At 71.6% G+C, this 24493-nt stretch carries 25 protein-coding genes; 9 read left to right on the top strand and 16 right to left on the bottom strand.

All coding sequences use genetic code 11. The features are described 5' to 3' along the window. Positions 1 to 7: 7 nt before the first annotated feature. The 5 genes from FHP06_RS06885 to FHP06_RS06905 all read right to left on the bottom strand — a co-directional run bounded on the left by FHP06_RS06885 (position 8) and on the right by FHP06_RS06905 (position 6873). Positions 8 to 1267, bottom strand: coding sequence for an ammonium transporter (locus tag FHP06_RS06885; RefSeq protein ID WP_147685191.1), 1260 nt, complete (start codon positions 1265 to 1267; stop codon positions 8 to 10). Between the two features lie 168 nt (positions 1268 to 1435). After that, positions 1436 to 2578, bottom strand: a complete 1143-nt coding sequence (ftsY, locus tag FHP06_RS06890; RefSeq protein WP_147685193.1) for a signal recognition particle-docking protein FtsY — start codon at positions 2576 to 2578, stop codon at positions 1436 to 1438. A 9-nt stretch (positions 2579 to 2587) separates the two neighbouring features. Beyond that, positions 2588 to 3004, bottom strand: a complete 417-nt coding sequence (locus tag FHP06_RS06895; RefSeq protein WP_147685195.1) for an acyl-CoA thioesterase — start codon at positions 3002 to 3004, stop codon at positions 2588 to 2590. Beyond that, positions 3001 to 6567, bottom strand: a complete 3567-nt coding sequence (gene smc / locus FHP06_RS06900) for a chromosome segregation protein SMC (RefSeq protein ID WP_147685197.1) — start codon at positions 6565 to 6567, stop codon at positions 3001 to 3003. The genes FHP06_RS06895 and smc overlap by 4 nt, the downstream gene beginning before the upstream one ends. A 105-nt stretch (positions 6568 to 6672) precedes the next feature. Beyond that, entirely contained in the window at positions 6673 to 6873 is a 201-nt protein-coding gene (locus FHP06_RS06905; protein ID WP_147685199.1) for a hypothetical protein, read from the bottom strand. Positions 6874 to 6988: 115 nt separating this feature from the next. On the opposite strand from FHP06_RS06905, the gene FHP06_RS06910 reads away from it, so the two are divergent. From FHP06_RS06910 to FHP06_RS06920, 3 genes are read left to right on the top strand one after another with little or no spacing between them, the layout of a single operon-like run. Further along, positions 6989 to 7489 (top strand): PH domain-containing protein, encoded by a 501-nt coding sequence (locus FHP06_RS06910; RefSeq protein WP_230973435.1) that lies wholly within the window; start codon positions 6989 to 6991, stop codon positions 7487 to 7489. Then, the gene (locus FHP06_RS06915) at positions 7473 to 8798 is read left to right on the top strand and encodes a PH domain-containing protein (RefSeq protein ID WP_147685201.1); all 1326 of its coding nucleotides are present in this window, start codon (positions 7473 to 7475) and stop codon (positions 8796 to 8798) included. The genes FHP06_RS06910 and FHP06_RS06915 overlap by 17 nt, the downstream gene beginning before the upstream one ends. A gap of 5 nt (positions 8799 to 8803) precedes the next feature. Continuing rightward, the gene (locus FHP06_RS06920; protein WP_147685202.1) at positions 8804 to 9292 is read left to right on the top strand and encodes an SRPBCC family protein; all 489 of its coding nucleotides are present in this window, start codon (positions 8804 to 8806) and stop codon (positions 9290 to 9292) included. Here the strand turns inward: FHP06_RS06920 and dusB are convergent. From dusB to FHP06_RS06935, 3 genes are read right to left on the bottom strand one after another with little or no spacing between them, the layout of a single operon-like run. Continuing rightward, the gene (gene dusB / locus FHP06_RS06925; RefSeq protein ID WP_147685204.1) at positions 9289 to 10479 is read right to left on the bottom strand and encodes a tRNA dihydrouridine synthase DusB; all 1191 of its coding nucleotides are present in this window, start codon (positions 10477 to 10479) and stop codon (positions 9289 to 9291) included. The genes FHP06_RS06920 and dusB overlap by 4 nt on opposite strands. Positions 10480 to 10519: 40 nt before the next feature. Next, positions 10520 to 10897, bottom strand: a complete 378-nt coding sequence (locus FHP06_RS06930; protein WP_147685206.1) for a VOC family protein — start codon at positions 10895 to 10897, stop codon at positions 10520 to 10522. Between the two features lie 5 nt (positions 10898 to 10902). Beyond that, complete coding sequence (locus FHP06_RS06935; RefSeq protein ID WP_147685208.1) at positions 10903 to 12312, bottom strand: MFS transporter; 1410 nt, start codon at positions 12310 to 12312, stop codon at positions 10903 to 10905. A 117-nt stretch (positions 12313 to 12429) separates the two neighbouring features. Here FHP06_RS06935 and FHP06_RS06940 point away from each other — a divergent pair, with 117 nt between their 5' ends. Then, positions 12430 to 13056, top strand: coding sequence for a TetR/AcrR family transcriptional regulator (locus FHP06_RS06940; RefSeq protein WP_147685210.1), 627 nt, complete (start codon positions 12430 to 12432; stop codon positions 13054 to 13056). Positions 13057 to 13059: 3 nt separating this feature from the next. On the opposite strand, the gene FHP06_RS06945 is transcribed toward FHP06_RS06940, so the two are convergent. The 6 genes from FHP06_RS06945 to FHP06_RS06970 form a co-directional block, all read right to left on the bottom strand. After that, positions 13060 to 13674, bottom strand: a complete 615-nt coding sequence (locus FHP06_RS06945) for a response regulator transcription factor (RefSeq protein ID WP_147685212.1) — start codon at positions 13672 to 13674, stop codon at positions 13060 to 13062. After that, positions 13671 to 14780 (bottom strand): sensor histidine kinase, encoded by a 1110-nt coding sequence (locus tag FHP06_RS06950; protein WP_222706401.1) that lies wholly within the window; start codon positions 14778 to 14780, stop codon positions 13671 to 13673. The genes FHP06_RS06945 and FHP06_RS06950 overlap by 4 nt, the downstream gene beginning before the upstream one ends. A gap of 17 nt (positions 14781 to 14797) precedes the next feature. Continuing rightward, positions 14798 to 15589: an ABC transporter permease gene (locus FHP06_RS06955; protein WP_147685214.1), complete on the bottom strand. Its 792-nt coding sequence runs from the start codon at positions 15587 to 15589 to the stop codon at positions 14798 to 14800. Continuing rightward, on the bottom strand, positions 15586 to 16497 hold the full coding sequence (locus FHP06_RS06960; RefSeq protein WP_147685216.1) for an ABC transporter ATP-binding protein: 912 nt from the start codon (positions 16495 to 16497) through the stop codon (positions 15586 to 15588). Before FHP06_RS06960 ends, FHP06_RS06955 begins: the two co-directional genes overlap by 4 nt. 86 nt (positions 16498 to 16583) lie before the next feature. Next, positions 16584 to 17177, bottom strand: a complete 594-nt coding sequence (locus FHP06_RS06965) for a hypothetical protein (protein ID WP_147685218.1) — start codon at positions 17175 to 17177, stop codon at positions 16584 to 16586. Between the two features lie 25 nt (positions 17178 to 17202). Then, on the bottom strand, positions 17203 to 18588 hold the full coding sequence (locus FHP06_RS06970; RefSeq protein ID WP_147685220.1) for a glycine--tRNA ligase: 1386 nt from the start codon (positions 18586 to 18588) through the stop codon (positions 17203 to 17205). A gap of 85 nt (positions 18589 to 18673) precedes the next feature. Here FHP06_RS06970 and FHP06_RS06975 point away from each other — a divergent pair, with 85 nt between their 5' ends. From FHP06_RS06975 to FHP06_RS06995, 5 genes are read left to right on the top strand one after another with little or no spacing between them, the layout of a single operon-like run. After that, on the top strand, positions 18674 to 19519 hold the full coding sequence (locus FHP06_RS06975; protein WP_222706402.1) for a metal ABC transporter substrate-binding protein: 846 nt from the start codon (positions 18674 to 18676) through the stop codon (positions 19517 to 19519). Beyond that, the gene (locus FHP06_RS06980; RefSeq protein WP_147685223.1) at positions 19516 to 20298 is read left to right on the top strand and encodes a metal ABC transporter ATP-binding protein; all 783 of its coding nucleotides are present in this window, start codon (positions 19516 to 19518) and stop codon (positions 20296 to 20298) included. Before FHP06_RS06975 ends, FHP06_RS06980 begins: the two co-directional genes overlap by 4 nt. Continuing rightward, complete coding sequence (locus tag FHP06_RS06985) at positions 20298 to 21134, top strand: metal ABC transporter permease (RefSeq protein WP_147685225.1); 837 nt, start codon at positions 20298 to 20300, stop codon at positions 21132 to 21134. The genes FHP06_RS06980 and FHP06_RS06985 overlap by 1 nt, the downstream gene beginning before the upstream one ends. An 8-nt stretch (positions 21135 to 21142) precedes the next feature. Next, positions 21143 to 21532, top strand: coding sequence for a Fur family transcriptional regulator (locus tag FHP06_RS06990; RefSeq protein ID WP_147685227.1), 390 nt, complete (start codon positions 21143 to 21145; stop codon positions 21530 to 21532). Then, complete coding sequence (locus FHP06_RS06995) at positions 21529 to 21972, top strand: GNAT family N-acetyltransferase (protein WP_147685229.1); 444 nt, start codon at positions 21529 to 21531, stop codon at positions 21970 to 21972. Before FHP06_RS06990 ends, FHP06_RS06995 begins: the two co-directional genes overlap by 4 nt. Before the next feature lie 55 nt (positions 21973 to 22027). Here the strand turns inward: FHP06_RS06995 and FHP06_RS07000 are convergent, their stop codons facing one another. Together FHP06_RS07000 and cimA are read right to left on the bottom strand one after the other, a co-directional pair. After that, the gene (locus tag FHP06_RS07000) at positions 22028 to 22786 is read right to left on the bottom strand and encodes a hypothetical protein (RefSeq protein ID WP_147685231.1); all 759 of its coding nucleotides are present in this window, start codon (positions 22784 to 22786) and stop codon (positions 22028 to 22030) included. 18 nt (positions 22787 to 22804) lie between these two features. After that, on the bottom strand, positions 22805 to 24388 hold the full coding sequence (gene cimA / locus FHP06_RS07005; RefSeq protein WP_147685233.1) for a citramalate synthase: 1584 nt from the start codon (positions 24386 to 24388) through the stop codon (positions 22805 to 22807). Between the last annotated feature and the right edge of the window lie 105 nt (positions 24389 to 24493).

The raw sequence follows: 24493 nt of genomic DNA on the forward strand, positions 1-24493 counted from the left end.
CCGTTCCTCAGAGGTGGGAGCCGGACGAGCCGGCCAGGTCGTAGGCGGACTCACCGTGCTCGGCGAAGTCGATGCTCTCGACCTCGTCTTCCTCGCTGACCCGCCAGCCGATCGTGTACTTGATGGCGAGGGCGATGATCGTCGTCAGCACGCCGGTCCAGAGGATCGCGAAGCCCGCGGCCGCCGCCTGGTCACCCAGCGAGGACCAGCCGCCGCCGTAGAAGAGGCCGTCGATGCCGCCCGGCGCCTTCGCGGTGGAGAACAGGCCGATCAGGACGGTGCCGAGGATGCCGCCGACGAGGTGGACACCCACGACGTCGAGCGAGTCGTCGAGGCCGAGCTTGTACTTCAGGCCGACCGCGTAGGCGCAGCCCGCACCGGCGATGGCGCCGATCGCGATGGCGCCGACGGTGTTGACCGCTCCACAGGACGGCGTGATCGCGACGAGGCCGGACACGATGCCCGACGCCGCGCCGAGGGCGCTCGCCTTGCCGTGCAGCAGCCGCTCCACGAGCAGCCAGGCCAGCATCGCGGCCATGGTGGCGACCGTGGTGTTCAGGAACGTCACGCCCGTCTCCGTCATGAACTGGGCGATGTCCTTCTTGCCGCCGTCACCCTCGACGAAGACGATCGAGCCGACGTTGAAGCCGTACCAGCCGAACCACAGCAGGCCGGCGCCCATCATCGTGAGCGTCAGGTTGTGCGGGCGCATCGGGTCCTTGCCGAAGCCGAGGCGCGAGCCGATGATCAGCGCGAGCACGCCGCCGGCCACACCGGCGTTGATGTGCACGACCGTGCCGCCCGCGTAGTCCTGCGGAGCCCAGTGCTCGGAGATGAAGCCGCCACCCCAGACCATGTGCGCGAGCGGGAAGTAGCAGAGCGTCACCCAGATCGGCAGGAAGACGACCCAGGACGACAGCTTGACGCGGTCGGCGATGGCGCCGGAGATGAGTGCCGCCGTGATCACGGCGAACGTCATCTGGAAGCACACGGCGATGTAGGAGTCCCACCCCACACCGTCCAGTCCGAACAGGTCGAAGGGGTTGGCGAACAGTCCACCGGCCAGCTCCTTGGAGCTGAACGACTCCGACCATCCCCAGAGCACGTAGACGATGCCGACGACGCCCATGGCGACGTACGACATCATCATCATGTTGAGCACGGACTTCGAGCGAGACATGCCGCCGTAGAACAGGGCGAGTGCCGGCGTGGTCATCATCAGGACCAGGGCTGTCGCCACGAGCATCCAGGCGTAATAGCCGTCCATCGGGCCTCCAGATCATTGCGGTTCACGAGCGACCGGGGGGTCCCGTCTCGGGCTGGTCGCCGTCTTGGCGTTCCGCACAGTAGGAGGCGCAGATTTCGACGGCACGCGTCGCGTGTTACGGCCGGTTGTCGAGTTCCGGCTGCGTGTTACGTCTGTGTGACGTGCCGATCAGGCCAGCAGGGCGTCGACGAACTCGGCGGCGTCGAACGGCGCGAGGTCGTCCGCTCCCTCGCCGAGGCCGACGAACTTCACCGGGACGCCGAGCTCGCGCTGCACGGCGACGACGATGCCGCCCTTGGCCGTGCCGTCGAGCTTGGTGAGCACGATGCCGGTGACGTCGACGACCTCACCGAACACGCGCGCCTGGGTGAGGCCGTTCTGGCCCGTGGTGGCGTCGATGACGAGCAGCACCTCGGTGACCTCGGCCTGCTTCTCCACGACACGCTTCACCTTGCCGAGCTCGTCCATCAGGCCGGCCTTGGTGTGCAGGCGGCCGGCGGTGTCGACGAGCACGACGTCGGCGCCGTCGGCGATGCCGCGCTGGACGGCCTCGAACCCGACGCTCGCCGGGTCGCCGCCCTCGGGACCGCGGACCGTGTCGACGCCCACCCGCTCCCCCCAGGTCTGCAGCTGGTCGGCGGCCGCGGCACGGAACGTGTCGGCGGCGCCCAGGACGACGCGCTTGTCCTCGGCCACGAGCACGCGCGCGAGCCGTCCGACGGTGGTGGTCTTGCCGGTGCCGTTCACGCCCACGACCAGGACGACGCCCGGCTTGCCGTCGGCGCCGTCAGCCGAGAGCGATCGGTCCAGCTCGGGGTCGACGAGACGGATGAGCTCCTCGCGGAGCGCGGCCCTGGCTCGCTCGGGCTCGTTGATGCCTTCCACGCGGACCCGCGTGCGCAGCGCCTCGACGAGCTCCGCGGTGGGGCCGACGCCGACGTCGGCGGCGAGCAGCGTGTCCTCGAGCTCCTCCCACGCGGCGTCGTCCAGGTCGGCCCGGCCGAGCACGGCCAGCAGGCCCTTGCCGAGCGACCCCTGCGAGCGGGCGAGCCTGGCGCGCAGGCGGACCAGCCGGCCCTGCGGCGCCTCGGGACGCTCGAGCGTGGCGGTGGACGCGCCGGGTGACGCCGGTTCGTCCTCGTCCTCGAGGTGCGGCTCCGGGTGCTCCGGGTGGTCGATGACCTCCTCGGTGATGCGGTCGAGGTCGGCGGGCGACGGCATCGTGCCGCCCCCACGACGGCCGACGACGAGCGCGATGCCCGCCCCCAGGATGACGACGGCGACGACGATGGCGATGAGCAGCAGAGTCACGCGTCAACCCTAGGTGAGCGGGGTCAGGACCTCACGGATGACGTCCGGCACGGGTGTCACCGTGCGGTCGGCGCCGCTGACGTAGACGTGCACGAAGCGGCCGGTGGCCGCGGGCTCGTCCTCGTCGCCCTGGAACAGGCCGATCTCGTAGACCACGCTCGACGTGCCCAGCTTCTCCACGCGCAGGCCGGCGTGCACCTCCCCCGGGAACCGGAGCTCGCGGTGGAACACGCAGCCCGTCTCGGCGACGATCCCGTACGCGTCGAGCTTCCGGATGTCGGTGCCGGTGGCCTCGATCAGGTAGCCGTTCACCGCGGTGTCGAAGAACGAGTAGTAGACGACGTTGTTGACGTGGCCGTAGACGTCCTCGTCCTCCCAGCGCGTGGTGATCGTGTACCGCGCGGGGTAGGAGAAGAGAGCAGTCACGCGCTCTCTTCCTCGCGCAGTCGCTGGCTGATGACGGCCGAGACGCCGTCGCCGCGCATGGAGACGCCGTACAGCGCGTCGGCGACCTCCATCGTGCGCTTCTGGTGCGTGATGACGACGAGCTGGGAGTTGTCGCGGAGCTCCTCGTAGATCTCCAGGAGGCGGCCCAGGTTGGTGTCGTCGAGGGCGGCCTCGACCTCGTCGAGGATGTAGAACGGGCTCGGCCGGGCCTTGAACAGCGCCACCAGGAACGCGACGGCCACCAGAGAGCGCTCGCCGCCGGAGAGCAGCGAGAGCCGCTTGACCTTCTTGCCGGGTGGGCGGGCCTCGACGTCGATGCCCGTGGTGAGCATGTCCTGCGGGTCGGTGAGCACGAGACGGCCCTCGCCACCGGGGAACAGCCGCGAGAAGACGTCCGCGAACTCGGCCTCGACGTCGTTCCAGGCCTCGGTGAAGACCTGCTCGACCTTGGCGTCGACGTCCTCGACGATGTCGAGGAGGTCCTGGCGGGTCTTGCGGAGGTCGTCGAGCTGCTCGGAGAGGAACTGGTGCCGCTCCTCGAGCGCGCTGAACTCCTCCAGCGCGAGCGGGTTGACCTTGCCGAGCATGGCCAGCGACCGCTCGGCGGTGCGGAGACGCTTGACCTGCTCCTCGCGCACGTAGGGCACCGGATCGCTCGGGGCATCCACGGGCTGGCCGTCGTCGTCGAGCAGCTCGACGGGCGGCACGAGCTGGTCCGGGCCGAACTCGGCGACGAGGGTCTCGACCTCGAGCCCGAGCTCCTCCAGGGCCTTCGCCTCGAGCGACTCCAGGCGGAGCCGCAGCTCAGCGCGCGCCATCTCGTCCTTGTGCACCGAGTCGGTGAGTCCGTCGAGCTCGGTGCCGAGGTCACGAAGGCGGGCGCGCGTCTCGCGCAGCGCCTCCTCACGACCGGACCGGGACTCCTCGATCTCGGTGCGGCGACGGGAGGCGAGCTCGATGGACGTCTCGAGCCGCGCCATCACGGCGTCACCGACGGCGATGACCGCGCGGGCCGCCTCGGCCTCGCGGAGCTGGCGCTCGCGACGCTCGCGGGCGCGGATCCGCTCCTCGCGCTCGGTGGCGGCCGCCTCGAGCAGGGCAGTCACCTGGCCGTCGAGCGCGCGGGCGCGCTCCTCGTTGGTGCGCAGGGCGAGCCGGGCGTCGGTCTCCTGGCGGCGAGCGGCCGACGCCTCCTCGGCGAGCCGTTCGAGCTCGGTGGTGTCGGGCTCCTCCTCGGGGGCGTTCTCGGCCTGGGCGAGCCGCTCCTCGAGCTCGGCGAGGCCGGCGAGGTCGCGCTCGTGGGCGGTCTCGGCCTCGGTGATGGCGGCGGCGAGACGCTCCGCCTCACCGCGGGCGGCGCGTGCCGTGGACCCGAGGTGTCCGAGCTGCTCGGCGACCGCAGCCATCTCGGCGTCGGACTCGTGCAGACGGGCGAGCGCGGCGTCGACTCGCTCCTGCAGCTCGGCGCGCTCGGCCTCGGCGGCCTGCTGCTCGAACCGCACGGTCTCGATGACGTGGGAGGCGGACGCGAGGTCGGACTCGGCCTCCTCGATGGCGGCCTTGACCTCGATGAGGCTCGGGGCGCTCGACGAGCCGCCGGACGCGAAGTACGCGCCCAGCAGGTCGCCCTCGAGGGTCACGGCCGTGACGTCGGGCGCCTGGGCGACGAGCGCCCGGGCCTGTGAGAGGTCGTCGACGACGGCGACCTTGAACAGCAGACGACGCAGCGCTCCGGTGAGGGACTCGGGACCGTCGATCACGTCGACGGCGTAGGTGGCGCCGTCAGGGAGTCCGGGCCAGGCGGTGTCGTCGACGGCGTCGCCCGCGGAGCCGAGCAGCATGCCGGCGCGACCGAGGTCCTCGGACTTCAGCTTCTCGAGCGCGGCGACGGCGGTGTCGAGACGGTCGACGGCCACGGCGTCGGCCGCCGAGCCGAGCGCGGACGCGACCGCGGACTCGAAGCCAGACCGAACGGTGAGCAGGGCGGCGACGGAGCCGAGCAGTCCGCTGACCTGGTCGGTGGCGGCGAGCAGCGCGCCGGCGCCGTCCTTGCGGGACAGCCCGAGCTCGAGCGCCTCCTTGCGGGCCGTGAGGGCGGCGTGCCGGCGTTCGGCGTCCTGCGCCCGTGCAGCGAGGGCGCTCAGCCGCTCGACGACTCCGGCGAGGGCGGCTTCCGCCGACTCGAGGTCGGCGTCCAGGCCGGACTCCCCCGCGTTCAGGCCGGCGATCTCGGTCTCCTGCGCGGTGAACGCGCGTTGGGCTTCCGTGGCGCGGCGCTCGGCCTCGTCGCGGGCCGCGGTGAGTCGGCCGATCTCGTCGTCGGCGGCGGACGCGCGCGACTTCAGCGCGTTGACCTGCCCGTGCAGACGGGCGAGCCCCTCACGCTGGTCGGCGGCGGCACGGAGGAGGCCGGCGACCCGGCGCTCCTCGGTGGCGTGGGCGGCCTCGGCCTCGTCGCGGCGGACGACGGCCTGCTCGAGCGCCGTGGTGGCCTCGGTGACGGCGGCGGCCATGCGCTCGTGCTGCTCCCGGACGCGTCCGGCCTCGGCCTCGAGCTCCTCGGGGTCGCGGCCGTGCCGGCGGTCCTCGGCCTCGACGGCGGCGAGGCGGACGCGCTCGGTGGCGAGTCCGGCCGTGCCGCGCAGGCGCTCGCGCAGGCCGGACAACGAGTACCAGGTCTCCTGAGCGGCGGAGAGCCGCGGGGAGTCGCTGCGGAGGTGGTCCTCCAGCTCGGTCTCGGTCGCGCGCGCCTCGGCGATGGCGGCCTCGACGGCGGCGCGACGCTCCTTCAGCGCCGTCTCGTCGGCGAGCTCCTCCTCGATGACCTTCGTGGCGGCGACGACGTCGTCGGCCAGGAGGCGGGCACGGGCGTCGCGGGCGTCGGCCTGGATCACGGCGGCGCGACGAGCGACCTCGGCCTGGCGGCCCAGCGGCTTGAGCTGGCGACGCAGCTCGTTGAGGACGTCCTGCAGGCGCGTGAGGTTGCCCTGCGTGGCATCGAGCTTGCGGAGCGCCTTCTCCTTGCGCTTGCGGTGCTTGAGGACGCCCGCGGCCTCCTCGATGAAGCCGCGGCGCTCCTCGGGCGTGGCCCGGAGCACCGAGTCGAGCTGGCCCTGGCCGACGATCACGTGCATCTCGCGGCCGATGCCGGAGTCGCTCAGGAGCTCCTGGACGTCGAGCAAGCGGCAGGTGCTGCCGTTGATGGCGTACTCGGAGCCGCCGTTGCGGAACATGGTCCGCGAGATGGTGACCTCGGAGTACTCGATCGGCAGGGCGCCGTCGGTGTTGTCGATCGTGAGCACGACCTCGGCACGTCCGAGCGGCGGACGGCCGGCGGTGCCGGCGAAGATGACGTCCTCCATCTTGCCGCCGCGCAGCGTCTTGGCACCCTGCTCGCCCATGACCCAGGACAGCGCGTCGACGACGTTCGACTTGCCGGAGCCGTTGGGGCCGACGACGCACGTGATGCCCGGCTCCAGCTGGAGCGTGGTGGAGGAGGCGAAGGACTTGAACCCACGGAGCGTGAGGCTCTTCAGGTACACCGGATGCTCTCCTCGTGACGGGCGGCGGGGAAGCCTGAAACCACCCTAGAGGACAGGGTCGGCGAATCGACGGACCGACCTCGTCGGTCCGGGGGGCGCGTCAGGTCAGTGCGCGAGGGGCTCGAGGAGGTCGCCGGCCGTGACGTGGTCGACGCGCTCGCTGAGGGTCTTCAGCAGACCCTCGTTCTCGATCTTCAGGCGCAGCACCTCCGACTCGAGGTCGGTGATGCGCTGACGTAGACGGGCCGTCTCACGGAGCTGGTCGGTGGTGGGACCGCCGACATAACCGAGGAGAGCCTTGGCCATGGAGTTCCTCCCAGAACTGGCACTGGCGATGAGGGGTGTGCAGTCGACGACTGCGTCTCTTAGTGTCCCACCGTGAGCCGAGCCGGGTCAACCTGCCCTGGGTAGGGTCGGCAGCGTGAGCGACGCCCTGTTCGACCCACCGGGAACCACCTGGACGAGGGTGTCGCCGGCGCTCACAACGGTGCGCCGCATCCTCCTCGTGCCGCCCCTCGTCGTCGTCGCGATCGCGCTGGTCGGGGCCGCCTTGCTGTGGGCCGACGGACCCTGGCCGGTCGTCCTGCTCGCGCTCGCGGTCGTCGCGCTCGGGGCCGCGGCGTGGACGTGGCGCTGGGCCGCTCGGAACACGGCCAGCTGGGGCTACGCCGAGCAGGAGGACGACCTCCTGGTCACCGGCGGCGTGCTGTTCCGCCGCCTCGTGGCCGTGCCGTACGGCCGGATGCAGTTCGTCGACGTGCAGGCCGGACCGGTCGACCGCCGGTTCGGCATCGCCACCGTCACCCTGCACACCGCGAGCACGGAGACCGCCGCCGACATCCCCGGGCTCCCGGCCGAGGAGGCCCGCCGCCTGCGCAACCGCCTCACCGAGCTCGGCGAGAGCCATGGCGCCGGACTCTGACGCGGGGCAGGAGTCCCAGGGCTCACGCACCCATCCGCTGACCGGTCTGGTCCAGGGCACGCTGTGGGCCGGCGCGGCCGTGGCCGGTCTGGTGGGTCAGCTGGTCAGTGGCGACGGCTGGGGCGAGCTGCCGATCTGGCTGAGCCTCGTGGCCGCGGTGGGTGGAGGCCTGCTCATCGGCGTCGGGTTCGGCTTTCTCACCTGGTACTTCACGCGCTACGTCATCGACGGAACCGAGCTGCGGATCAGCAGTGGCGTGCTGCAGAAGTCGTCGCGCCGCATCCCGTACGAGCGGATCCAGAGCGTCGACGTGGCGGAGCCGTTCCTGGCCCGGGTGCTCGGCCTGGCCGAGCTGCGCATCGAGATGGCGGGCGGCAAGAACGCCCGGACGTCGCTGCGCTTCGTGTCGCTCGACGACGCCCGCCGGCTGCGCGGCATCCTGCTCGCCCGAGCGCAGGGCCGGGAGGTGACCGACGACCACCACGAGCAGGAGGAGCTCGACGTCATCGCGCACGTCTCGCCCGAACGTGTCGTCATCGGCACCCTGCTCTCCCTCGACTTCCTCGCCGCCGTGCTCGGCACGATCGCGGCCGCGGTGGCTGCCGTGTGGTTCGGGCAGGTGCTCGCGTTCCTCGGCGGTCTCGTGCCGCTGGGCACCTGGGTGGTGCAGATCGTCGGGCGACGGGTCCTGCAGCAGTGGGACTTCACGCTGTACCGCAGCGCCACCGGCTTCCGGATCGAGCGCGGTCTGCTCTCCCGGACGTCGCAGAGCATCCCGTTCGCCCGCGTCCAGGGCGTCGCGATCGAGGAGCCGTACGTCTGGCGCCGGCTGGGATGGCAGCGGCTCGAGGTCGACGTCGCCGGCCAGGCCGCTCACGACGGCGACGACTCCTCCGACATCAGCTCCACGCTGCTGCCCATCGCGGACCCTGCGCTCGCCGCGGCGGTGCTCGAGGAGATGGTGCCCGGGGCACGGGCGGACGCCGACGACCCGGTGCGGGTGCCGCGCCGCTCCTGGCCGTTCGCGCCGATCGGCTGGCGCTACCGCTGGGTGACCGCCGACGGCGTCGCGTTCGTGGCCCGGTCCGGCTGGCTGACCCGGACCACCGACGTCGTCCCGCACGCCCGCACGCAGTCGGTGGAGCTGCGGCAAGGTCCCCTGCAGCGCCGGCTCGGGGTGGCGACGATCGAGGTGCACACGCCCAAGGGGCCGGTCGATGCCGACGGCCCGCACCTGGACGCGCCCCGGGCCCGGGAGCTGGCCTTCGCCCAGCTCGAGCACGCCCGCCGGGCCCGCCTGCCACACTGACGCGCATGGTCCGCAGGCTCCGCAAGGGCGACACCGCGACGAGCAGCATCGAGGTCGACCGTCCGCCGGAGGACGTGTGGGCGCTGGTGGGCGATCCGCTGCGATATCCCGAGCTGAGTCCCGAGACGTTCCGCGTGAGCTGGCTCCGCGGCGCGACGGCCCCCGTAGTCGGGGCCCGGTTCCGGGGGTGGAACCGGAAGCGCGCCGCCGTCTGGGCGACCACCTGTCACGTCGACGCCTACGAGCCGGGGCGGATGCTGTCGTTCACCCCGGTGACCGCCGGTAGCCTCACCCGGTGGACCTGGCAGGTCGAGCCTGGTGCCGCCCCGGGCGCGACGCGGCTCACCGAGACGGTCGAGCTCGCGAAGGACATGCCGGTGCTCCTCGTCGGGTACGAGCTGCTCGTGATGGGCGACAGCGACCGCCTTGCCGCGCTGCAGGACAACGTGGCCACGAGCGTCGCCCGGGTGAAGGAGCACCTGGAGGCGGGCTAACCGCCGCTGGTGGCGTCCTCGGCGTCGGCGGAGAGCGGCGCGGCCAGCTCGCGGGACCCGAGCCACCCGTCGGGCAGCACGACCTTGCGCGGTGAGCCCTGCCGTCCGCGCGGGGTGCCGAGCTGGTCGACCGGGTACGGCTCGCTCGGGTCGAGCTCGTCGAGCAACGCGTCGAGGGCGGCGTAGGACGAGACCGTGCCCAGGCGCGAGCGCACGGACGGGCCGGCGCGGAACCCCTTGAGGTACCAGGCGACGTGCTTGCGGAACTCGACGCAACCGCGCTCCTCGCCCAGCCAGTCGCCGAGGAGGACAGCGTGCCGTCGCATGATCGTCGAGACCTCACCCAGCGTGGGAAGAGTCCTTTCGACAGGCTCAAGGACCGATCCTTGAGCCTGTCGAAAGGACTCCGCGAGGTCGCGGAAGAGCCAGGGGCGCCCGAGGCAGCCGCGGCCGACGACGACGCCGTCGCAGCCGGTCTCCTCGACCATGCGGATCGCGTCGGCGGCCTCCCAGATGTCGCCGTTGCCGAGCACGGGGATACCGACGGCGGCCTTGAGCTCGCCGATCGCGGACCAGTCGGCGGAGCCGGAGTAGTGCTGGGCCGCGGTCCGGCCGTGCAGCGCGATCGCCGCGCAGCCGGCGTCCTCCGCGATGTGGCCGGCGTCGAGGTAGGTGAGGTGGTCGTCGTCGATGCCTTTCCGGGTCTTCATCGTCACCGGCACGCCGTAGGGCTCGGCCGCCTCCACCGCGGCGGTGAGGATCTCGCCGAGCAGGGTGGCCTTCCACGGCAGCGCCGCTCCTCCGCCCTTGCGCGTGACCTTGGGGACCGGGCAGCCGAAGTTCAGGTCGACGTGCGCGACGCCGTGGTCGGCACAGAGGATCTCGACCGCCTTGCCGATGTAGACGGGGTCGATGCCGTACAGCTGCACCGAGCGCACGGACTCGTCGTCGGCGAACGTCAGCATCGACAGGCTCGTGCGGTCGCCCTCCACGATGCCGCGCGACGTGATCATCTCGCAGACGTAGAGTCCAGCCGGTCCTGAATCAGCCGCCCGGGGCCCGGCACCCCCGCCGTGCTCCGCGCACAGCTGGCGGAACGCGACGTTCGTGACGCCCGCCATCGGCGCGAGCACGACCGGCACGGGGACCTGGAGGTCACCGAGGCGCAGCGGCTGGGTCACGGGCATCTCCCCAGTGTCCCAGCCGCCCCGTCACCGACAAAAACGATCACCCTCCGTAGGGCACCGTGATGATCTCCAGGTTGTGGCCGTCCGGGTCGTCCCAGTAGAGGCCGCGACCCCCGTCGTTCGTGTTGACCTCGTTCGGGATCCGGTGGAACGGGTCAGCCCAGTAGGGCAGGCCGCGCGCGACGATCCGCGCGTGGATGGCGTCGAACTCGTCGTCGGAGACCATGAACGCGTAGTGCTGCGGGTGCACGCGGCCGTGGTCGTCGGCGTAGTCGAGCGAGACGCCGTTGGCGACCTCGACGACCACGAACGGGCCGTAGGTGGCCGGCTCGGGCAGGCCCAGGATGTCGACCAGGAACTGCGCCGAGGCGTGCTTGTCCGTGGACCGGACGATCGTGTGGTTCAGGGTGACGCTCATGGTGCTCATTCTCCCTTGGTGATCAGGGCGGCGGCGGCGGTCGCCGCAGCCACCAGCAGGACGGCGGCGCAGGTGGTGGCGGTCGCGAAACCCTCGACGACGGCCGCGGCACCCACCCCGGCCGACGCGGTGACCGAGACCGCGACGCTGTTCAGCACCGCCGTGCCGACCGAGCCGCCGACCTGCATGAAGGTGTTCGCGGTGGCCGCCGCGACGCCCGCGTACCGCATGTCGATGGCGCTGGTCGCGACGCTGATGGCGGGCGTGAAGACGCAGCCCATGCCGATGCCGAGCAGCACCTCTGCCGGCAGGATCCTGGCGAGGTAGCTGCTCTCCGGGCTGAGACCGGACAGCAGGAACAGGCCGGTCGCGGCGACGAGCAGGCCGGGCACGACCAGCGTGCGCGGCGCGACCTTCGGCAGCAACCGGCTGCCCAACCCGAAGGATCCGACCGACACCGCCACGGACAGGGGCAGGAACGCCAGACCGGTCCGCACCGGGCTCCAGCCGAGGACCGCCTGGAAGTGGTAGGTCAGCATCAGGAACATCCCGAACGACCCGACGACCGCGCAGGCGACCGACAGGTAGGCGCCGATCCGGGCGCGGTCGGTGAGGATGAACAGCGGCAGCAGCGGCTGGGCCATCCGGGCCTGGCGCGCCAGGAAGGCCGCCACGCCGGCAAGACCTCCGACGATCGGCAGGACGACCGAGATCGACGCCCAGCCGTCCGCGGCCTGGGCGCAGCCGAACACGATCGCCGCGAGGCCGCCGGTGACCAGCGCACCGGACAGCACGTCGATCCCGCCGCCCTGCTGGCCGTCGCCCTTCGGCAGCACCCGGCTGCCGACGGCGAACGCGGCGAACGCGATCGCGACGTTGATGTACAGGCACCAGCGCCAGCCGGCGTACTCGGTCATCGCTCCCCCGACCAGGAGACCGACCGCCGCGCCGGACGACGCGACCGCGCCGTAGACGCCGAAGGCCTTGGCGCGCTCCTTGCCGTCCGTGAAGGTAACGGCGATCAGCGAGAGCGCCGTGGGCGCGAGGACCGCTGCGAACGCACCCTGGAGGGCCCGGCCGGCGATCAGCAGCCCGAGGCTCGGGGCGGCGCCGGCGAGCGCCGACGCTCCGGCGAACCCGGCGAGGCCGACGAGGAAGCTGCGACGCCGGCCGAACCGATCGGCCACGCGTCCGCCGAGCAGCAGCAGGCCGGCGACCGAGCAGGTGTAGGCGGTGACGACCCAGGCGCGCTCGGCGTCGGAGAAGTCGAGCGCCGACTGCGCCGACGGCAGGGCGATGTTCACGACGGTCGCGTCCAGCGCGACCATCAGCTGGGCCACGGCGATGACGACCAGCGCGGTCCAGCGGCTGTCGCGTGCCGGTGGAGCGTCCTGGGTCTCGAGCTGGGTGTTCATGATGACTCCCGATGATCTGATGTGGAGGATTTCTCTCCGTTTCACCGTAGGCACGCCGCGGACGTGCCGTCAAGGGATACGGAGGAATTTTCTCCGGTTGTTTGCTAGCCTCGAGTCATGAGCTCTCCGGACGGCCTCCGTTCCGACGCCCGCCGCAACCGCCACCAGGTGCTCGACGCCGCACGCCGGGTCGTACTGCAGCACGGCCCGACCGTCGCGCTGGACGAGATCGCGAAGGAGGCCGGCGTCGGCATCGGCACCCTCTACCGCCGCTTCGGCGACCGCGACGGCCTGTTCAAGGCGCTCGTCCTCGACGCGCTCGCGCAGGCGCAGGAGGCCGCCGAGAAGGCCGACGCCGACCACGAGGTCGGCTTCGACGCCATCGAGGCATACGCGCTCGCCGCCCTCGACCTCCGGACGTCGGCCCTGATCCCGATGCTCATGGACCGCCTCGACCTGCACGACGCCGAGCTCGGGCCGCAGCGAGAGACGGGCGCCGCCGTGCTCCAGGGTCTGATCGACCGGGCCCACGAGGACGGGTCGCTCCCCCGCACCGTGACGTTCGCCGACCTCGGCACGCTGCTCGTCCGCCTGTCCCGGCCGCTCCCCGGCGCCGTGCCCGCCGAGGCCGACGCCGACCTGGCCCGCCGTCAGCTCCGCCTGGCGCTGCTGGGGATGCGCCATGCCGACGAGAGCACGCTCGACCGCGTCGGCATGAGCCGCGAGGAGCTCAGCAGCGACTGACGCTCAGCGCGGGACGAGCCAGCCGTTGTCGACGGCCACCCGCACCGCCTCGGCGCGCGTCCGGGCGCCGGTCTTCCCGATCGCATTCGACAGGTGGTTGCGCACGGTCCCCTCGGACAGGACCAGCTCGCGGGCGATGTCGGCCACCGTCCCGCCGTCGCTGGCGGCGCGCAGCACGTCCGTCTCACGCTCGGTCAGCGGCGACGCCCCCTGGGTCAGCGACTCTGCCGCCAGTGCGGGGTCGACGACGCGGAGCCCGCTGTGCACCCGCCGCACGGCGTCGGCCAGCTGGCGCGCGGGCGTGTCCTTGACGACGAAGCCGCTCGCCCCGGCCTCCATCGCTTGCTTGAGGTAGCCGGGGCGCCCGAACGTGGTGACCATCAGGACGCGGCAGGCCGGCACCCGGGCGACCACCTCGCGGGCGGCGCTGAGACCGTCGAGGCCCGGCATCTCCACGTCCAGCAGGGCGACGTCGGGCCGGTGCTCGAGGACTGCGGGCAGCACCTCGTCGCCGCGGGCGACCTCGGCCACGACCTCCAGGTCGTCCTCGAGCTGCAGCAGCGCCGCGAGGGCTCCGCGGACGAGGGCCTGGTCGTCGGCCAGCAGCAACCGGATCACAGCGGCACCTCGACGGTGAGCTCGAAGCCGCGCCCGTCTCGACCCGGGCCGGTGATGACCGTGGCCCCGACCAGTCGGGCACGCTGCCGCAGGCCCTCGAGTCCGCTGCCGTCACCCTCGGTGACCGGTCCGACCCCGTCGTCGCGCACGATCACGCTGATCGCGTCGACCTCGACCTCGCACCACGAGGCGCCGCTGTGCCGGATGACGTTCGTGACGCCCTCGCGCACCGTCCAGGCGTAGAGCTCGCGCCACCGCGACGGCACCTCGTCCGCGACGGTCGGCAGATGTGGCTCGATCCCGGCGGACTCCAGGGCGGAGCGGGCCGATGCGATCTCGCCGGGCAACGAGATGCCGCGGATCCCCTGCGCCGTCGCGCGGACGTCGGCGAGGGCATCACGCGACAGGCGTTGCAGGTCGTCGATCTCGGCCCGGGCGCGCTCGGGGTCGACGTCCATCATCCGGCCGGCGAGCTCGGCCTTCACCGAGATGACGGTGAGCGAGTGGCCGAGGATGTCGTGCAGGTCGCGGGCGATGCGGGAGCGCTCGTCCTCGACCGCCATCTCCGACAGCTCTCGCTCGGCGGCGATCAGCCGGGCGTTGCGCTGCCAGGCGAGGCGGAAGGAGAACGTCGCCGCGGTGGCGAGCACGACGGCGAAGTTGTTGCCGTGGGTCTCCCACCCGTCGACCGTCAGTCCGGTCACGGTCGTGACCACGAACATCGCGAAGGCCACGGCGAGCCCGTGCCACTGCGGCAGGATCGACGTCGCGAGGGCGGCCACGAAGACCAGGCAGGTCAGCGACTGGTCCTGTGCTCCAGGAACGACGGCGACCCAGGCGACCAGCGTCGTCAGCACCAGCGTCCAGGCGAGGACGTAGTGGTGCTCGATGTGGATCGTCCGGATCAGGCTCAACCCGTACAGGTAGGTCAGGAGCAGCAGGACGAGGCCCGCGATGCCGAGGTCCTGGCGCCAGCCGCCGGCGTCGAGGACGGCACCGAGCGGGCTGCCCAGGAACACCAGCCAGATCCCGGCCCCGAGGAGCCGTCCCCAGCGGAACGGCTCCTCGGCGGTCGGCAGCATGACCAGGCTTGCGGGGCTCCTCACCGGCCCGAGCGTAGTCATCAGACCCGCTGGGTGTCCTTGCTCATCCGCCAGGCGGCCCCGGCGGCGAACAGGGCCAGCCAGACGACCACGTTCACCACAGCGATCGCGAGGTTCCCCTGGTCGGTGTCGATGGGCCAGCGCGCGATGACCCCGACGCCATACGCCGGGCTGAGCTTGGCGATCGACGCGAACACGTCGCTCATCTCGCTGAGGGGCAGGAACAGGCCGCCGGCGAAGGACAGCAGCGCGAGCACCGGACCCAGCACCTGCATGACGTTCTCGCTCGGCAGCAGGTACCCGACGAACAGGCCCAGCGCGGCGAACACCGCGCTGCACAGCCAGCCGAGCAGCGCGCACAGGACGAGCCGCCAGGTCGGGGCGTCGGCACCGAAGAACTGGCCGATGACCATGACCACGATGATCGCGACGGCAGCCATCGACATCGCGACCGCCGTCTTGATCGCGACGTAGGCGACGGGGTGCAGCGGGGTGAGCCGCAGCTGACGGCTCCAGCCCAGCGCCCGCTCCGTGGCGACCATCGCACCGCCCGACGTGGTCGCGATCATGGCGCCGTAGACCGCCATGCTCACCATGATGTACGCGGTCACGTTGCCGTGGCTGGTGGCCTGCGTCTTGTAGTCGCCGTCCGTGCCGAACAGCAGGAAGAACGCGCTCGGCATGATCAGGGTGAAGATCACGGCGCGGCGGTTGCGCAGCAGTCGCTGCAGCTCCAGCCGCAGGAACGGCCAGGAGAAGCCGCCCAGGGGCGGGGTCCGGCGAGCGAGGCCGGCGGTGGTGGTCGTGCTCATGCGTGGGCTCCTTCGGGCTCGGGATCCCCGGTGAGCGCCATGAAGGCGTCCTCGAGGTTGCGCGACGTGACCTCGAGGTCGCGGGCGTCGGTGTGGTTCAGCAGGTAGCGGGCGACGGCGTCGCTGTCGGACCCGTGGACGATGACGGAGTCGCCGCGGACGTCGACCGAGTCGACGCCGGGGACGGTGGTGATGGCCTCGACGTCCGGGGCACGGAGCGTCGCGCGGACGGTGCGGCCGGCGGCCAGCGACTTGATCTCGGCGGCCGTGCCGTCGGCGACGACGCGGCCGCGGCGTACCAGGACGATCCGGTCAGCGTAGGCGTCGGCCTCCTCGAGGTAGTGCGTGGCGAACACGGTGGTCCGGCCCCGCGCAGCGTCGGTCCGGATGGCGTCCCAGAAGTCGCGGCGGCCCTGCACGTCCATGCCCGTGGTGGGCTCGTCGAGGATCAGCAGGTCCGGGTCCGGCACGAGGGCGAGCGCGAACCGCAGCCGCTGCTGCTGCCCACCGGACGCCTTGCCGACCAGCCGGTCCGCGACGTCGGCGATGCCCGCGCGCTCCAGGACTTCGTCGACCGACCGGGCCGGCCGGAACAGCGAGGCGGTCAGCTCGACCGTCTCGCGGACGGTGAAGTCCTTCAGCAGGCCGCCGGTCTGCATGACCGCCGAGACGCGGCCGAGCGCCACGGCGCGTCGCGCGTCGCCGCCGAACACCTTCACGGTCCCCGACGTCGGATGCGAGAGGCCGAGCAGCATGTCGATCGTGGTGGTCTTGCCGGCCCCGTTCGGGCCCAGGAACGCGACGACCTCACCGGGGTTGATCCGCAGGTCGAGACCGTCGACGGCCCGGACCGGGCCGAACGTCTTCGTGATGCCGTCGAGCTCGACGGCCGCAGTGGATTCGATCATGACGCCAGCCTGTCCGCGACGGACGGCCGAGACCTCGGCCCTGCGTCACGACCTGGCCATGACACCTGTCACGGCCGGGCCGGCGGTCAGGGGCGCCAGTGGATGGCGTCGGCCTCCGAGCCGGTCTGCAGGTCCACCGTGCTGAGGGTCTCGCCCTTCGGCAGCAGGAAGATCATGCAGAGCTGCGCCGTCGCACCCTTGAGGAAGCTCTTGGGCAGCGCCGACGACGGGCACGGCTTGAACGTGCCGACCAGCTCGTTCGGCGGGTAGACCGTGTTCGACGCCGTGTGGGCGAGCACCGGGAGCGTGACGCCGCCGAGGCCCGCCGGTCCCTCGTTCCGCACCGCGACGTCGACGTAGTACGGGGTGGACGCCCGGCCGGCCGCGTCGAGGGAGAAGAACCGGAAGTCCTTCATCGTGCCCTTCCGCACCGCCTTGACGCGGACGGTGATCGCGCTGGCCGCGTCGTCGACCTCGTACACGACGCTGGCGGACTCGCCGGCCTTGACCGTGCTGCCCGCCGCCGTCAGCGTGACGCCCGCGGGCACGTCGAAGCCCTTGGGCACGTCCGCCTTCGGCTCGTCGTCGCCGCCGCTCCCCGACGAGCACCCGGCCACGAGCAGGGCCGCGGCCAGGGCGGCTGCGACGAGCGGACGACGGGAGCTCGGTACGGGCTTCACGCGCCGATTGTCACCCACGGGCGTGTCAGCACCCGGGGAGACGCGCCGCGAGCCACTCACGGACCTGGGCGAGCGAGACGCGCTCCTGGGCCATCGAGTCGCGGTCGCGGATCGTGACGGCCTGGTCGTCGAGGGTGTCGAAGTCGACCGTGATGCAGAACGGCGTGCCGATCTCGTCCTGGCGGCGGTAGCGCTTGCCGATGGCCCCGGCGTCGTCGAAGTCGACGTTCCAGAACCCGCGCAGCTCGGCGGCCAGGTCGCGCGCGGCGGGCGAGAGCTTCTCGTTGCGCGACAGTGGCAGCACGGCCGCCTTGCACGGCGCGAGCCGCGGGTCGAGCCGCAGCACGACGCGCGTGTCGACGCCGCCCTTGGTGTTGGGGGCCTCGTCCTCGGCGTACGCGTCGACGAGGAACGCCATCATCGACCGGTTCACGCCGGCTGCCGGCTCGATCACGTACGGCGTGTAGCGCTCGCCGCTGGCCTGGTCGAAGTACGACAGGTCCTGCCCGGAGTGCTTGCTGTGCGTGGTCAGGTCGAAGTCGGTGCGGTTGGCGATGCCCTCGAGCTCGCCCCACTCCGAACCGGCGAACTGGAAGCGGTACTCGATGTCGACCGTGCGCTTGGAGTAGTGCGAGAGCTTCTCCTGCGGGTGCTCGTACAGTCGCAGGTTCTCCGCGTCGATGCCCAGGCCGGTGTACCAGGCCATCCGGGTGTCGATCCAGGTCTGGTGCCACTCCTCGTCGGTGCCGGGCTCGACGAAGAACTCCATCTCCATCTGCTCGAACTCGCGGGTGCGGAAGATGAAGTTGCCCGGCGTGATCTCGTTGCGGAAGCTCTTGCCGATCTGGCCGATGCCGAACGGCGGCTTCTTGCGCGACGTGGTGAGCACCTGGGCGAAGTTGATGAAGATGCCCTGCGCGGTCTCGGGGCGCAGGTAGTGCAGCCCCTCCTCGGACTCGACCGGGCCGAGGTACGTCTTCAGCAGGCCGTTGAACATGCGCGGCTCGGTCCACTGCCCCTTGGTGCCGCAGTGCGGGCACGCGATCAGCGTCATCTCGACGGCGTCGGGGTCGTCCAGGCCCTTCTTCTCGGCGAACTCCTCCTGCAGGTGGTCCTGCCGGAAGCGGCGGTGACAGCTCTGGCACTCCACCAGCGGGTCGACGAACGCGGCCAGGTGGCCGGACGCCTCCCACACCGGGGTGGGCAGGATGACCGAGGAGTCGAGGCCGACGACGTCGTCACGGCCCTGCACCATCGAGCGCCACCACTGCCGCTTGATGTTGTCCTTGAGCTCCACGCCGAGCGGCCCGTAGTCCCACGCGGACTTGGTACCGCCGTAGATCTCCCCGCACTGGTAGACGAACCCTCGCCGCTTGGCGAGGGAGATGACGGTGTCGGTGCGTGAAGCCATTCCTCAACTCTATCGACGGACGCAGGCGCTCCTCGCGCCGGAACCGAGTTGACAACGGTTCCCATCTTTGATGAGAATCATTCCCATGAAGGTCTTGGCCCTGCTGCTCCTCGCCCCGCTCCTGGTCGCCTGCGGCGGGAGCGACTCGGGCACCATCCGCGTGGAGACGGCCTTCTACCCCTTCGCCTACGTCGCCGAGCAGGTCGGCGGCGCGGACGTGGAGGTCGACAGCCTCACCTCCCCCGGCGTCGAGCCGCACGACCTCGAGCTGCGGCCCAAGCAGGTCGGGGCCGTGCAGACCGCCGACCTCGTCGTCTACCAGCGCCACTTCCAGGCCGCCGTCGACGACGCGGTAGACCAGGCGGGTCGCAAGCCGGGAACGACGATCGACGTCGCGAAGCTCGTCGACGCCCGCGACCCGCACACCTGGCTCGACCCGGCCACGATGGTGGCCCTCACGGCGGCGGTGCGCGACCGGCTCGTCGAGCTCGACCCCGACCACGCGGCGACGTACCGCGCGAACGCGGACAAGCTGACCGCCGCCCTGATGACGCTCGACCACGACCTGCGTGCCGGCCTCGCACACTGCGAGCGGGACACGATCGTCACCAGCCACGAGGCGTTCGGACACCTGGCGAAGCGGTACGGGCTGACGCAGGTGCCGATCGCCGGAGTCGACCCGTCGGCGGAGCCCTCACCGGCTCAGCTGGCGTCCATCAGCCGCCTCGTCGAGAAGCAGCACGTGACCACGATCTTCACCGAGGAGCTGGTGAGCCCGGCGATCGCGGATGCCATCGCCCGGGAGACCGGCGCGCACACGGCTACGCTCGACCCGATCGAGGGCCTGTCCGACGACACCAGCGACCAGACGTACCTGACGCTGATGCGCCAGAACCTCGAGGCGATCCGGAAGGCGAACGCCTGCTCATGACCCAGCCCACCTCGTCCGACCAGCCGGTGCTGCGCGTCACCGGCGCCACGGTCACGCTCGACGGTCGCCGGGTGCTCACCGGCGTCGACCTCGACGTGGCTCCGGGCGAGTTCGTGACGCTGCTCGGCGCGAACGGCTCGGGGAAGTCCACCCTCGTGCGCGCCGCGGTGGGCCTGGTGCCGCTCGACTCCGGCTCGGTCGAGCTGTTCGGCACCCCGCTCGCCCGGTTCCGGGACCGTCGCCGGATCGGGTACGTGCCGCAGCGCTCCCGCGCCGTCGCCGGCGTGCCGGCCACCGTCCACGAGGTCGTCATGAGCGGACGGCTCCCCCGCCGTCCCTACCTGGGGTTCGGCGGCCGGGCCGACCGCGAGGCCGTCGAGGCGGCCGTCGACCGCGTCGGTCTCGGCGACCGGCTCCGGTCGTCGCTCGCCGACCTCTCCGGCGGCCAGCAGCAGCGCGTCCTCATCGCACGGGCGCTCGTCACCGGCGCCGACCTGCTCGTCATGGACGAGCCGACCGCCGGCGTCGACCACCGTCACCAGGAGTCGCTGGCCGAGCTCCTCGGCGACCTGTCCCGCGACGGCGTCTCGGTGCTCCTCGTGGCGCACGAGCTCGGCCCCATGCGCGTCCTGATCGACCGCGCCGTCGTCCTGCACGACGGCGTGGTCCGGTACGACGGGCCGGTCTCCGGCGTCACCGGCGAGGAGCACGAGCACGTGCACCACCACGCCACCCGGGAGACGCGCATCGACGTGCCCGGCGCCGAGGGGGTGTGGTGATGCTCGAGCTGCTCGACTTCGACTTCATGCGGCGCGCGCTCGTGGCCGCCACGTTCACCGGTCTGGCCGCGCCGGCGATCGGCACGTTCCTCGTGCAGCGCCGGCTGGCCCTGCTCGGCGACGGCATCGGGCACGTCGCCCTGACCGGCGTCGCCCTCGGCCTGCTCACCGGCGTCACGCCGCTGATCACCGCCGTCCTCGTGGCGGGGCTTGGCGCGATCGTCATCGAGCTGCTCCGGATGTACGGCCGCACCAGTGGCGACGTCGCGCTCGCGATGCTCTTCTACGGCGGGATCGCCGGCGGCGTGTTGCTCACCAACCTCGCCGGCGACAGTGCCGCCACGCTCAACCGCTACCTCTTCGGCTCCATCACCACCGTCTCGACCGCCGACCTGTGGCTCATCGGCGGGCTCGGGATCGTCGTGATCGCGATCGCCACCGTTCTGTCGCCCCAGCTCTTCGCGGTCTGCCAGGACGAGGACCACGCCCGCGTGAGCGGCGTGCCGGTTCGCGCCTACAGCATCCTGATCGCCGTGATGGCCGCCGTGACCATCACGGTGGCCATGCGCACCGTGGGTCTCCTCCTGGTGTCCGCGCTGATGGTGGTCCCGGTCGCCGCGGCGCAGCAGCTGACCCGCAGCTTCCGCACCACGCACGTCGCCGCGATGCTCATCGGCCTGCTGGCGGCGCTCGGCGGCGTCGTCACCAGCTACGAGATCGACGCCCAGCCGGGGCCCACCATCGTCCTGCTGGCCCTCGCCGGATTCGGGGTGGCCGCCCTGGTCGGCGCCCTGGTCCGCCGCCGCCCGGCCCTGATCACCCCGGAATCGACGTAGGAGGAGCCATGGTCGAGACCGCCCGCAACACCCGCCAACGCCGAGCCGTCGGAGCCATCCTCGACGACCTCGACGGGTTCGCCAGCGCGCAGGAGATCCACGACATCCTGGTCCGGCGCGGCGACAAGGTCGGCCTGTCCACCGTCTACCGCAACTTGCAGTACCTGGTCGACGCGGCCGAGGTCGACTCGCTGCGCGGCGACGACGGCGAGGTCCTCTACCGCCGCTGCAGCGCCGGTCATCACCATCACCTGGTGTGCCGCGACTGCGGCCGCACCGTCGAGGTCGAGGGGCCGGCCGTGGAGAAGTGGGCCGATCGCGTGGCCGCCGAGCACGGCTTCTCCGACGTCGCCCACACGCTCGAGGTCTTCGGGACGTGCAGCGAGTGCGGCGCATGAGCGACGTCCGCCGCGTCGACGGCGACCGGCTCACCGCCCAGGACGTCTACGACATCTGGAAGATCCGGGACGCCGTGTTCAGCGTCGAGCAGCGGTGCGAGGTCGAGGACGTCGACGGCAAGGACCTGCTGCCCGAGACGACGCACTTCTGGACCGAGGACGAGGACGGGCCCACGAGCTACCTCCGTGTCTACGTCGCCGACGACGGTGAGCGACGCATCGGCCGGGTCTGCACGCGCCGCGACCAGCGCGGCCGCGGTCTGTCCACCGCTCTGATGGAGGAGGTCCATCGGCTCTGGGGCGACGGCCGCCTCGGCCTGAACGCCCAGGCGTATCTCGAGCGCTGGTACGAGGGCTTCGGCTACGAGCGGTGCGGCGAGAACTTCATGGAGGCCGGGATCCCCCACGTCCCCATGCGCCGCCGACTTCCCGAAATGTGACGCTCACGGCGTCATTCGGCTCGGATGACGCCTTGAGCGTCACATTTCGCGGAGACTAGGTCGTGCGCTCCCCCGCGACGCGGTCGACGGCCTCCGCGAGGTCCGCGTCGACCTTGATCGCGTAGTTCTTGACCGCCTGGAGGGCGGCGTCGTACTCGTCGCCGTAGTCGAACTCGTAGGACTTCCCGTCCTCGGCGCGGTCGGCCATCACCCCGACCTGGCCGATCGCGAACGTGATCGCTCCGTCGACCTTGACCGCGACGTCCTCCGCGCCCTTGGGCACCTTCGTGCTCCGGAACGCGTCCCGGGCGCGGACGAGCTCGGGGATCACCTCGGTGCGCAGCGGCGCGCTCTCGAACACGAGGAATCCCGCCAGCGCGGCCGGGTCCTTGTGGAGTGCCGCGTCCGCCGCCTTCACGAACGGTTCCGCCGCGATGGACCGGCCCAACGCCTTGCTGAGCCGCCGGTACGGGTCCAGCACGGTCTTGCTCGCCTTCAGCGCCTCGCGGTAGGTGCGCGACCGGCTGGCGCCCTCTGGGGGCGGGCCGAGCCGTGGCGGGTCCTTCAGGGCGGCGTCGACGAACCGCTTGAGGTCAGCGGGCTTCCGCTTCTTCCCGTCGGTCATGACACGCCGGATCTTCAGCTGGAAGTCGGCGACGTCGCTGAAGTAGGTGGCGCCGACCCGCTCGGCCTCCTTGAGCTGGTCGGACCGGTCCTGACGCTCGGTGAGCAGCACGGTCCCGGCCGCCGCGACCACTGCCAGGAGGATGAGCGACGGCAGCACCACCATCGTCCTGCGGAACGGTCCGCTCACCCGAGCATCGTAGGGCGGTCAGACGGTCTGCGGCGTCACCGCGTGCAGCCGGAGACCGTACGTGACGGCGTCGACCAGCGCCTGCCACGACGCCTCGATGATGTTCGGGCCGACGCCGACGGTGACCCAGGAGTCCTTGCCGTCCGTGGTCTCGATCAGCACGCGCGTGATGGCGTCGGTGCCGTGCCCCTGGTCGAGGATCCGCACGCGGAAGTCGATCAGGTGGAACCGGGCGACGTCCGGGTAGAGCTGCTCGATGGCCTGTCGCAGTGCGTGGTCGAGCGCGTTCACCGGGCCGTTGCCCTCGCCGATGACGGCGAGCCGCTGTCCGCCGGCCCGCAGCTTCACGGTGGCCTCGGAGATCGCGTCGAGCGAGCCCGGAAGAGATTCCGCCAGGACCCGCCAGGACTCGATGTCGAAGTACTGCGGGCGGGTGCCCATCTCCTCGGCGAGCAGCAGCTCGAACGACGCGTCGGCCGCCTCGAACGTGTAGCCCTGCTGCTCCATCGACTTCACCCGGTCGGTGAGGCGGGCGAGCCGCTCCGGGTCGCCGGTCAGGTCGTAGCCCAGCTCCTTGCCCTTGAGCTCGATCGTGGCGCGGCCCGCCATCTCCGAGACCAGCAGGCGCATGTCGTTGCCCACGAGCGCGGGATCGATGTGCTGGTACAGGTTCGGGTCGACCCGGATCGCACTCGCGTGCAGGCCGGCCTTGTGCGCGAACGACGAGACGCCGGTGTACGGCTGGCGGGCCGACGGCGGGTAGTTGGTGATCTCCGAGATGGCGTGCGAGATGCGCGTGGCCTCGGCCAGGCGGCCCTCGGGCAGCACGGACATGCCGAGCTTGAGCTCGAGGTTGGCGACGGACGTCACGAGGTCGGCGTTGCCGGTCCGCTCGCCGTAGCCGTTGATGCAGCCCTGGAGGTGCGTCGCGCCGGCCAGCACGGCGGCCATCGAGTTGGCGACGGCGCAGCCGGTGTCGTTGTGCGCGTGGATGCCCAGCCGCGCGCCGGTGGCCATCACGTTGGCGACGATCTCGCCGACCTGGTGCGGGAGCATGCCGCCGTTGGTGTCGCAGAGCACGACGACCTCGGCCCCCGCCTCCGCGGCGGTGCGGACGACCTCGAGCGCGTAGTCGCGGTTGTCGAGGTAGCCGTTGAAGAAGTGCTCGCAGTCGACGAAGACCCGTTGGCCCTCCTCGCGCAGGTGCTGCACGGTGTCGCGCACCATCGCGAGGTTCTCCTCCAGCGTGGTGCGCAGGGCCAGCTCGACGTGCTTGTCGTGGCTCTTGGCCACCAGGGTCACGACCGACGCGCCGGACTCGCGCAGCGCGGCGACCAGGCCGTCGTCGGCCGCGGAGGCGTCCGGGCGCCGGGTGGCGCCGAACGCCGCGAGGGTCGCGTGCTCGAGGTCGAGCTCCTTGGCCGCGAGCGCGAAGAACTCGGTGTCCTTGGGGTTGGAGCCGGGCCAGCCGCCCTCGATGTAGCCGACGCCGAGGTCGTCGAGGTGGCGCGCGATGTGCAGCTTGTCCTGCACGGAGAGGTTGAGCCCCTCCTGCTGCGCGCCGTCGCGCATCGTCGTGTCGTACACGTGGAAGTCGCTCACGTCGTGGCGTCCTGCGTTCACTGGTCCGGTTCCTTCGCGTCTCGTGCAACAGCTGTGCCAATAAAAAATGCCCCCCAAGCATGGGAGGCGCGCGGCGGGTGGTGG

The sequence above is a fragment of the Aeromicrobium terrae genome, assembly GCF_008039565.1.
GTDB lineage: Bacteria > Actinomycetota > Actinomycetes > Propionibacteriales > Nocardioidaceae > Aeromicrobium > Aeromicrobium terrae.

Excerpts from the sequence above, each read along its gene's own strand:
- FHP06_RS06970 (WP_147685220.1), bottom strand. The coding sequence starts at position 18,588 with ATGGCTTCACGCACCGACACCGTCATCTCCCTCGCCAAGCGGCGAGGG.
- FHP06_RS06920 (WP_147685202.1), top strand. The coding sequence starts at position 8,804 with ATGGTCCGCAGGCTCCGCAAGGGCGACACCGCGACGAGCAGCATCGAG.
- FHP06_RS06915 (WP_147685201.1), top strand. The coding sequence starts at position 7,473 with ATGGCGCCGGACTCTGACGCGGGGCAGGAGTCCCAGGGCTCACGCACC.
- FHP06_RS06930 (WP_147685206.1), bottom strand. The coding sequence starts at position 10,897 with ATGAGCGTCACCCTGAACCACACGATCGTCCGGTCCACGGACAAGCAC.
- dusB (WP_147685204.1), bottom strand. The coding sequence starts at position 10,479 with ATGCCCGTGACCCAGCCGCTGCGCCTCGGTGACCTCCAGGTCCCCGTG.
- FHP06_RS06995 (WP_147685229.1), top strand. The coding sequence starts at position 21,529 with ATGAGCGACGTCCGCCGCGTCGACGGCGACCGGCTCACCGCCCAGGAC.
- FHP06_RS06975 (WP_222706402.1), top strand. The coding sequence starts at position 18,674 with ATGAAGGTCTTGGCCCTGCTGCTCCTCGCCCCGCTCCTGGTCGCCTGC.
- FHP06_RS06960 (WP_147685216.1), bottom strand. The coding sequence starts at position 16,497 with ATGATCGAATCCACTGCGGCCGTCGAGCTCGACGGCATCACGAAGACG.
- FHP06_RS06935 (WP_147685208.1), bottom strand. The coding sequence starts at position 12,312 with ATGAACACCCAGCTCGAGACCCAGGACGCTCCACCGGCACGCGACAGC.
- FHP06_RS06955 (WP_147685214.1), bottom strand. The coding sequence starts at position 15,589 with ATGAGCACGACCACCACCGCCGGCCTCGCTCGCCGGACCCCGCCCCTG.
- FHP06_RS06885 (WP_147685191.1), bottom strand. The coding sequence starts at position 1,267 with ATGGACGGCTATTACGCCTGGATGCTCGTGGCGACAGCCCTGGTCCTG.
- FHP06_RS06980 (WP_147685223.1), top strand. The coding sequence starts at position 19,516 with ATGACCCAGCCCACCTCGTCCGACCAGCCGGTGCTGCGCGTCACCGGC.
- FHP06_RS06940 (WP_147685210.1), top strand. The coding sequence starts at position 12,430 with ATGAGCTCTCCGGACGGCCTCCGTTCCGACGCCCGCCGCAACCGCCAC.
- FHP06_RS06990 (WP_147685227.1), top strand. The coding sequence starts at position 21,143 with ATGGTCGAGACCGCCCGCAACACCCGCCAACGCCGAGCCGTCGGAGCC.
- FHP06_RS06905 (WP_147685199.1), bottom strand. The coding sequence starts at position 6,873 with ATGGCCAAGGCTCTCCTCGGTTATGTCGGCGGTCCCACCACCGACCAG.
- FHP06_RS06985 (WP_147685225.1), top strand. The coding sequence starts at position 20,298 with ATGCTCGAGCTGCTCGACTTCGACTTCATGCGGCGCGCGCTCGTGGCC.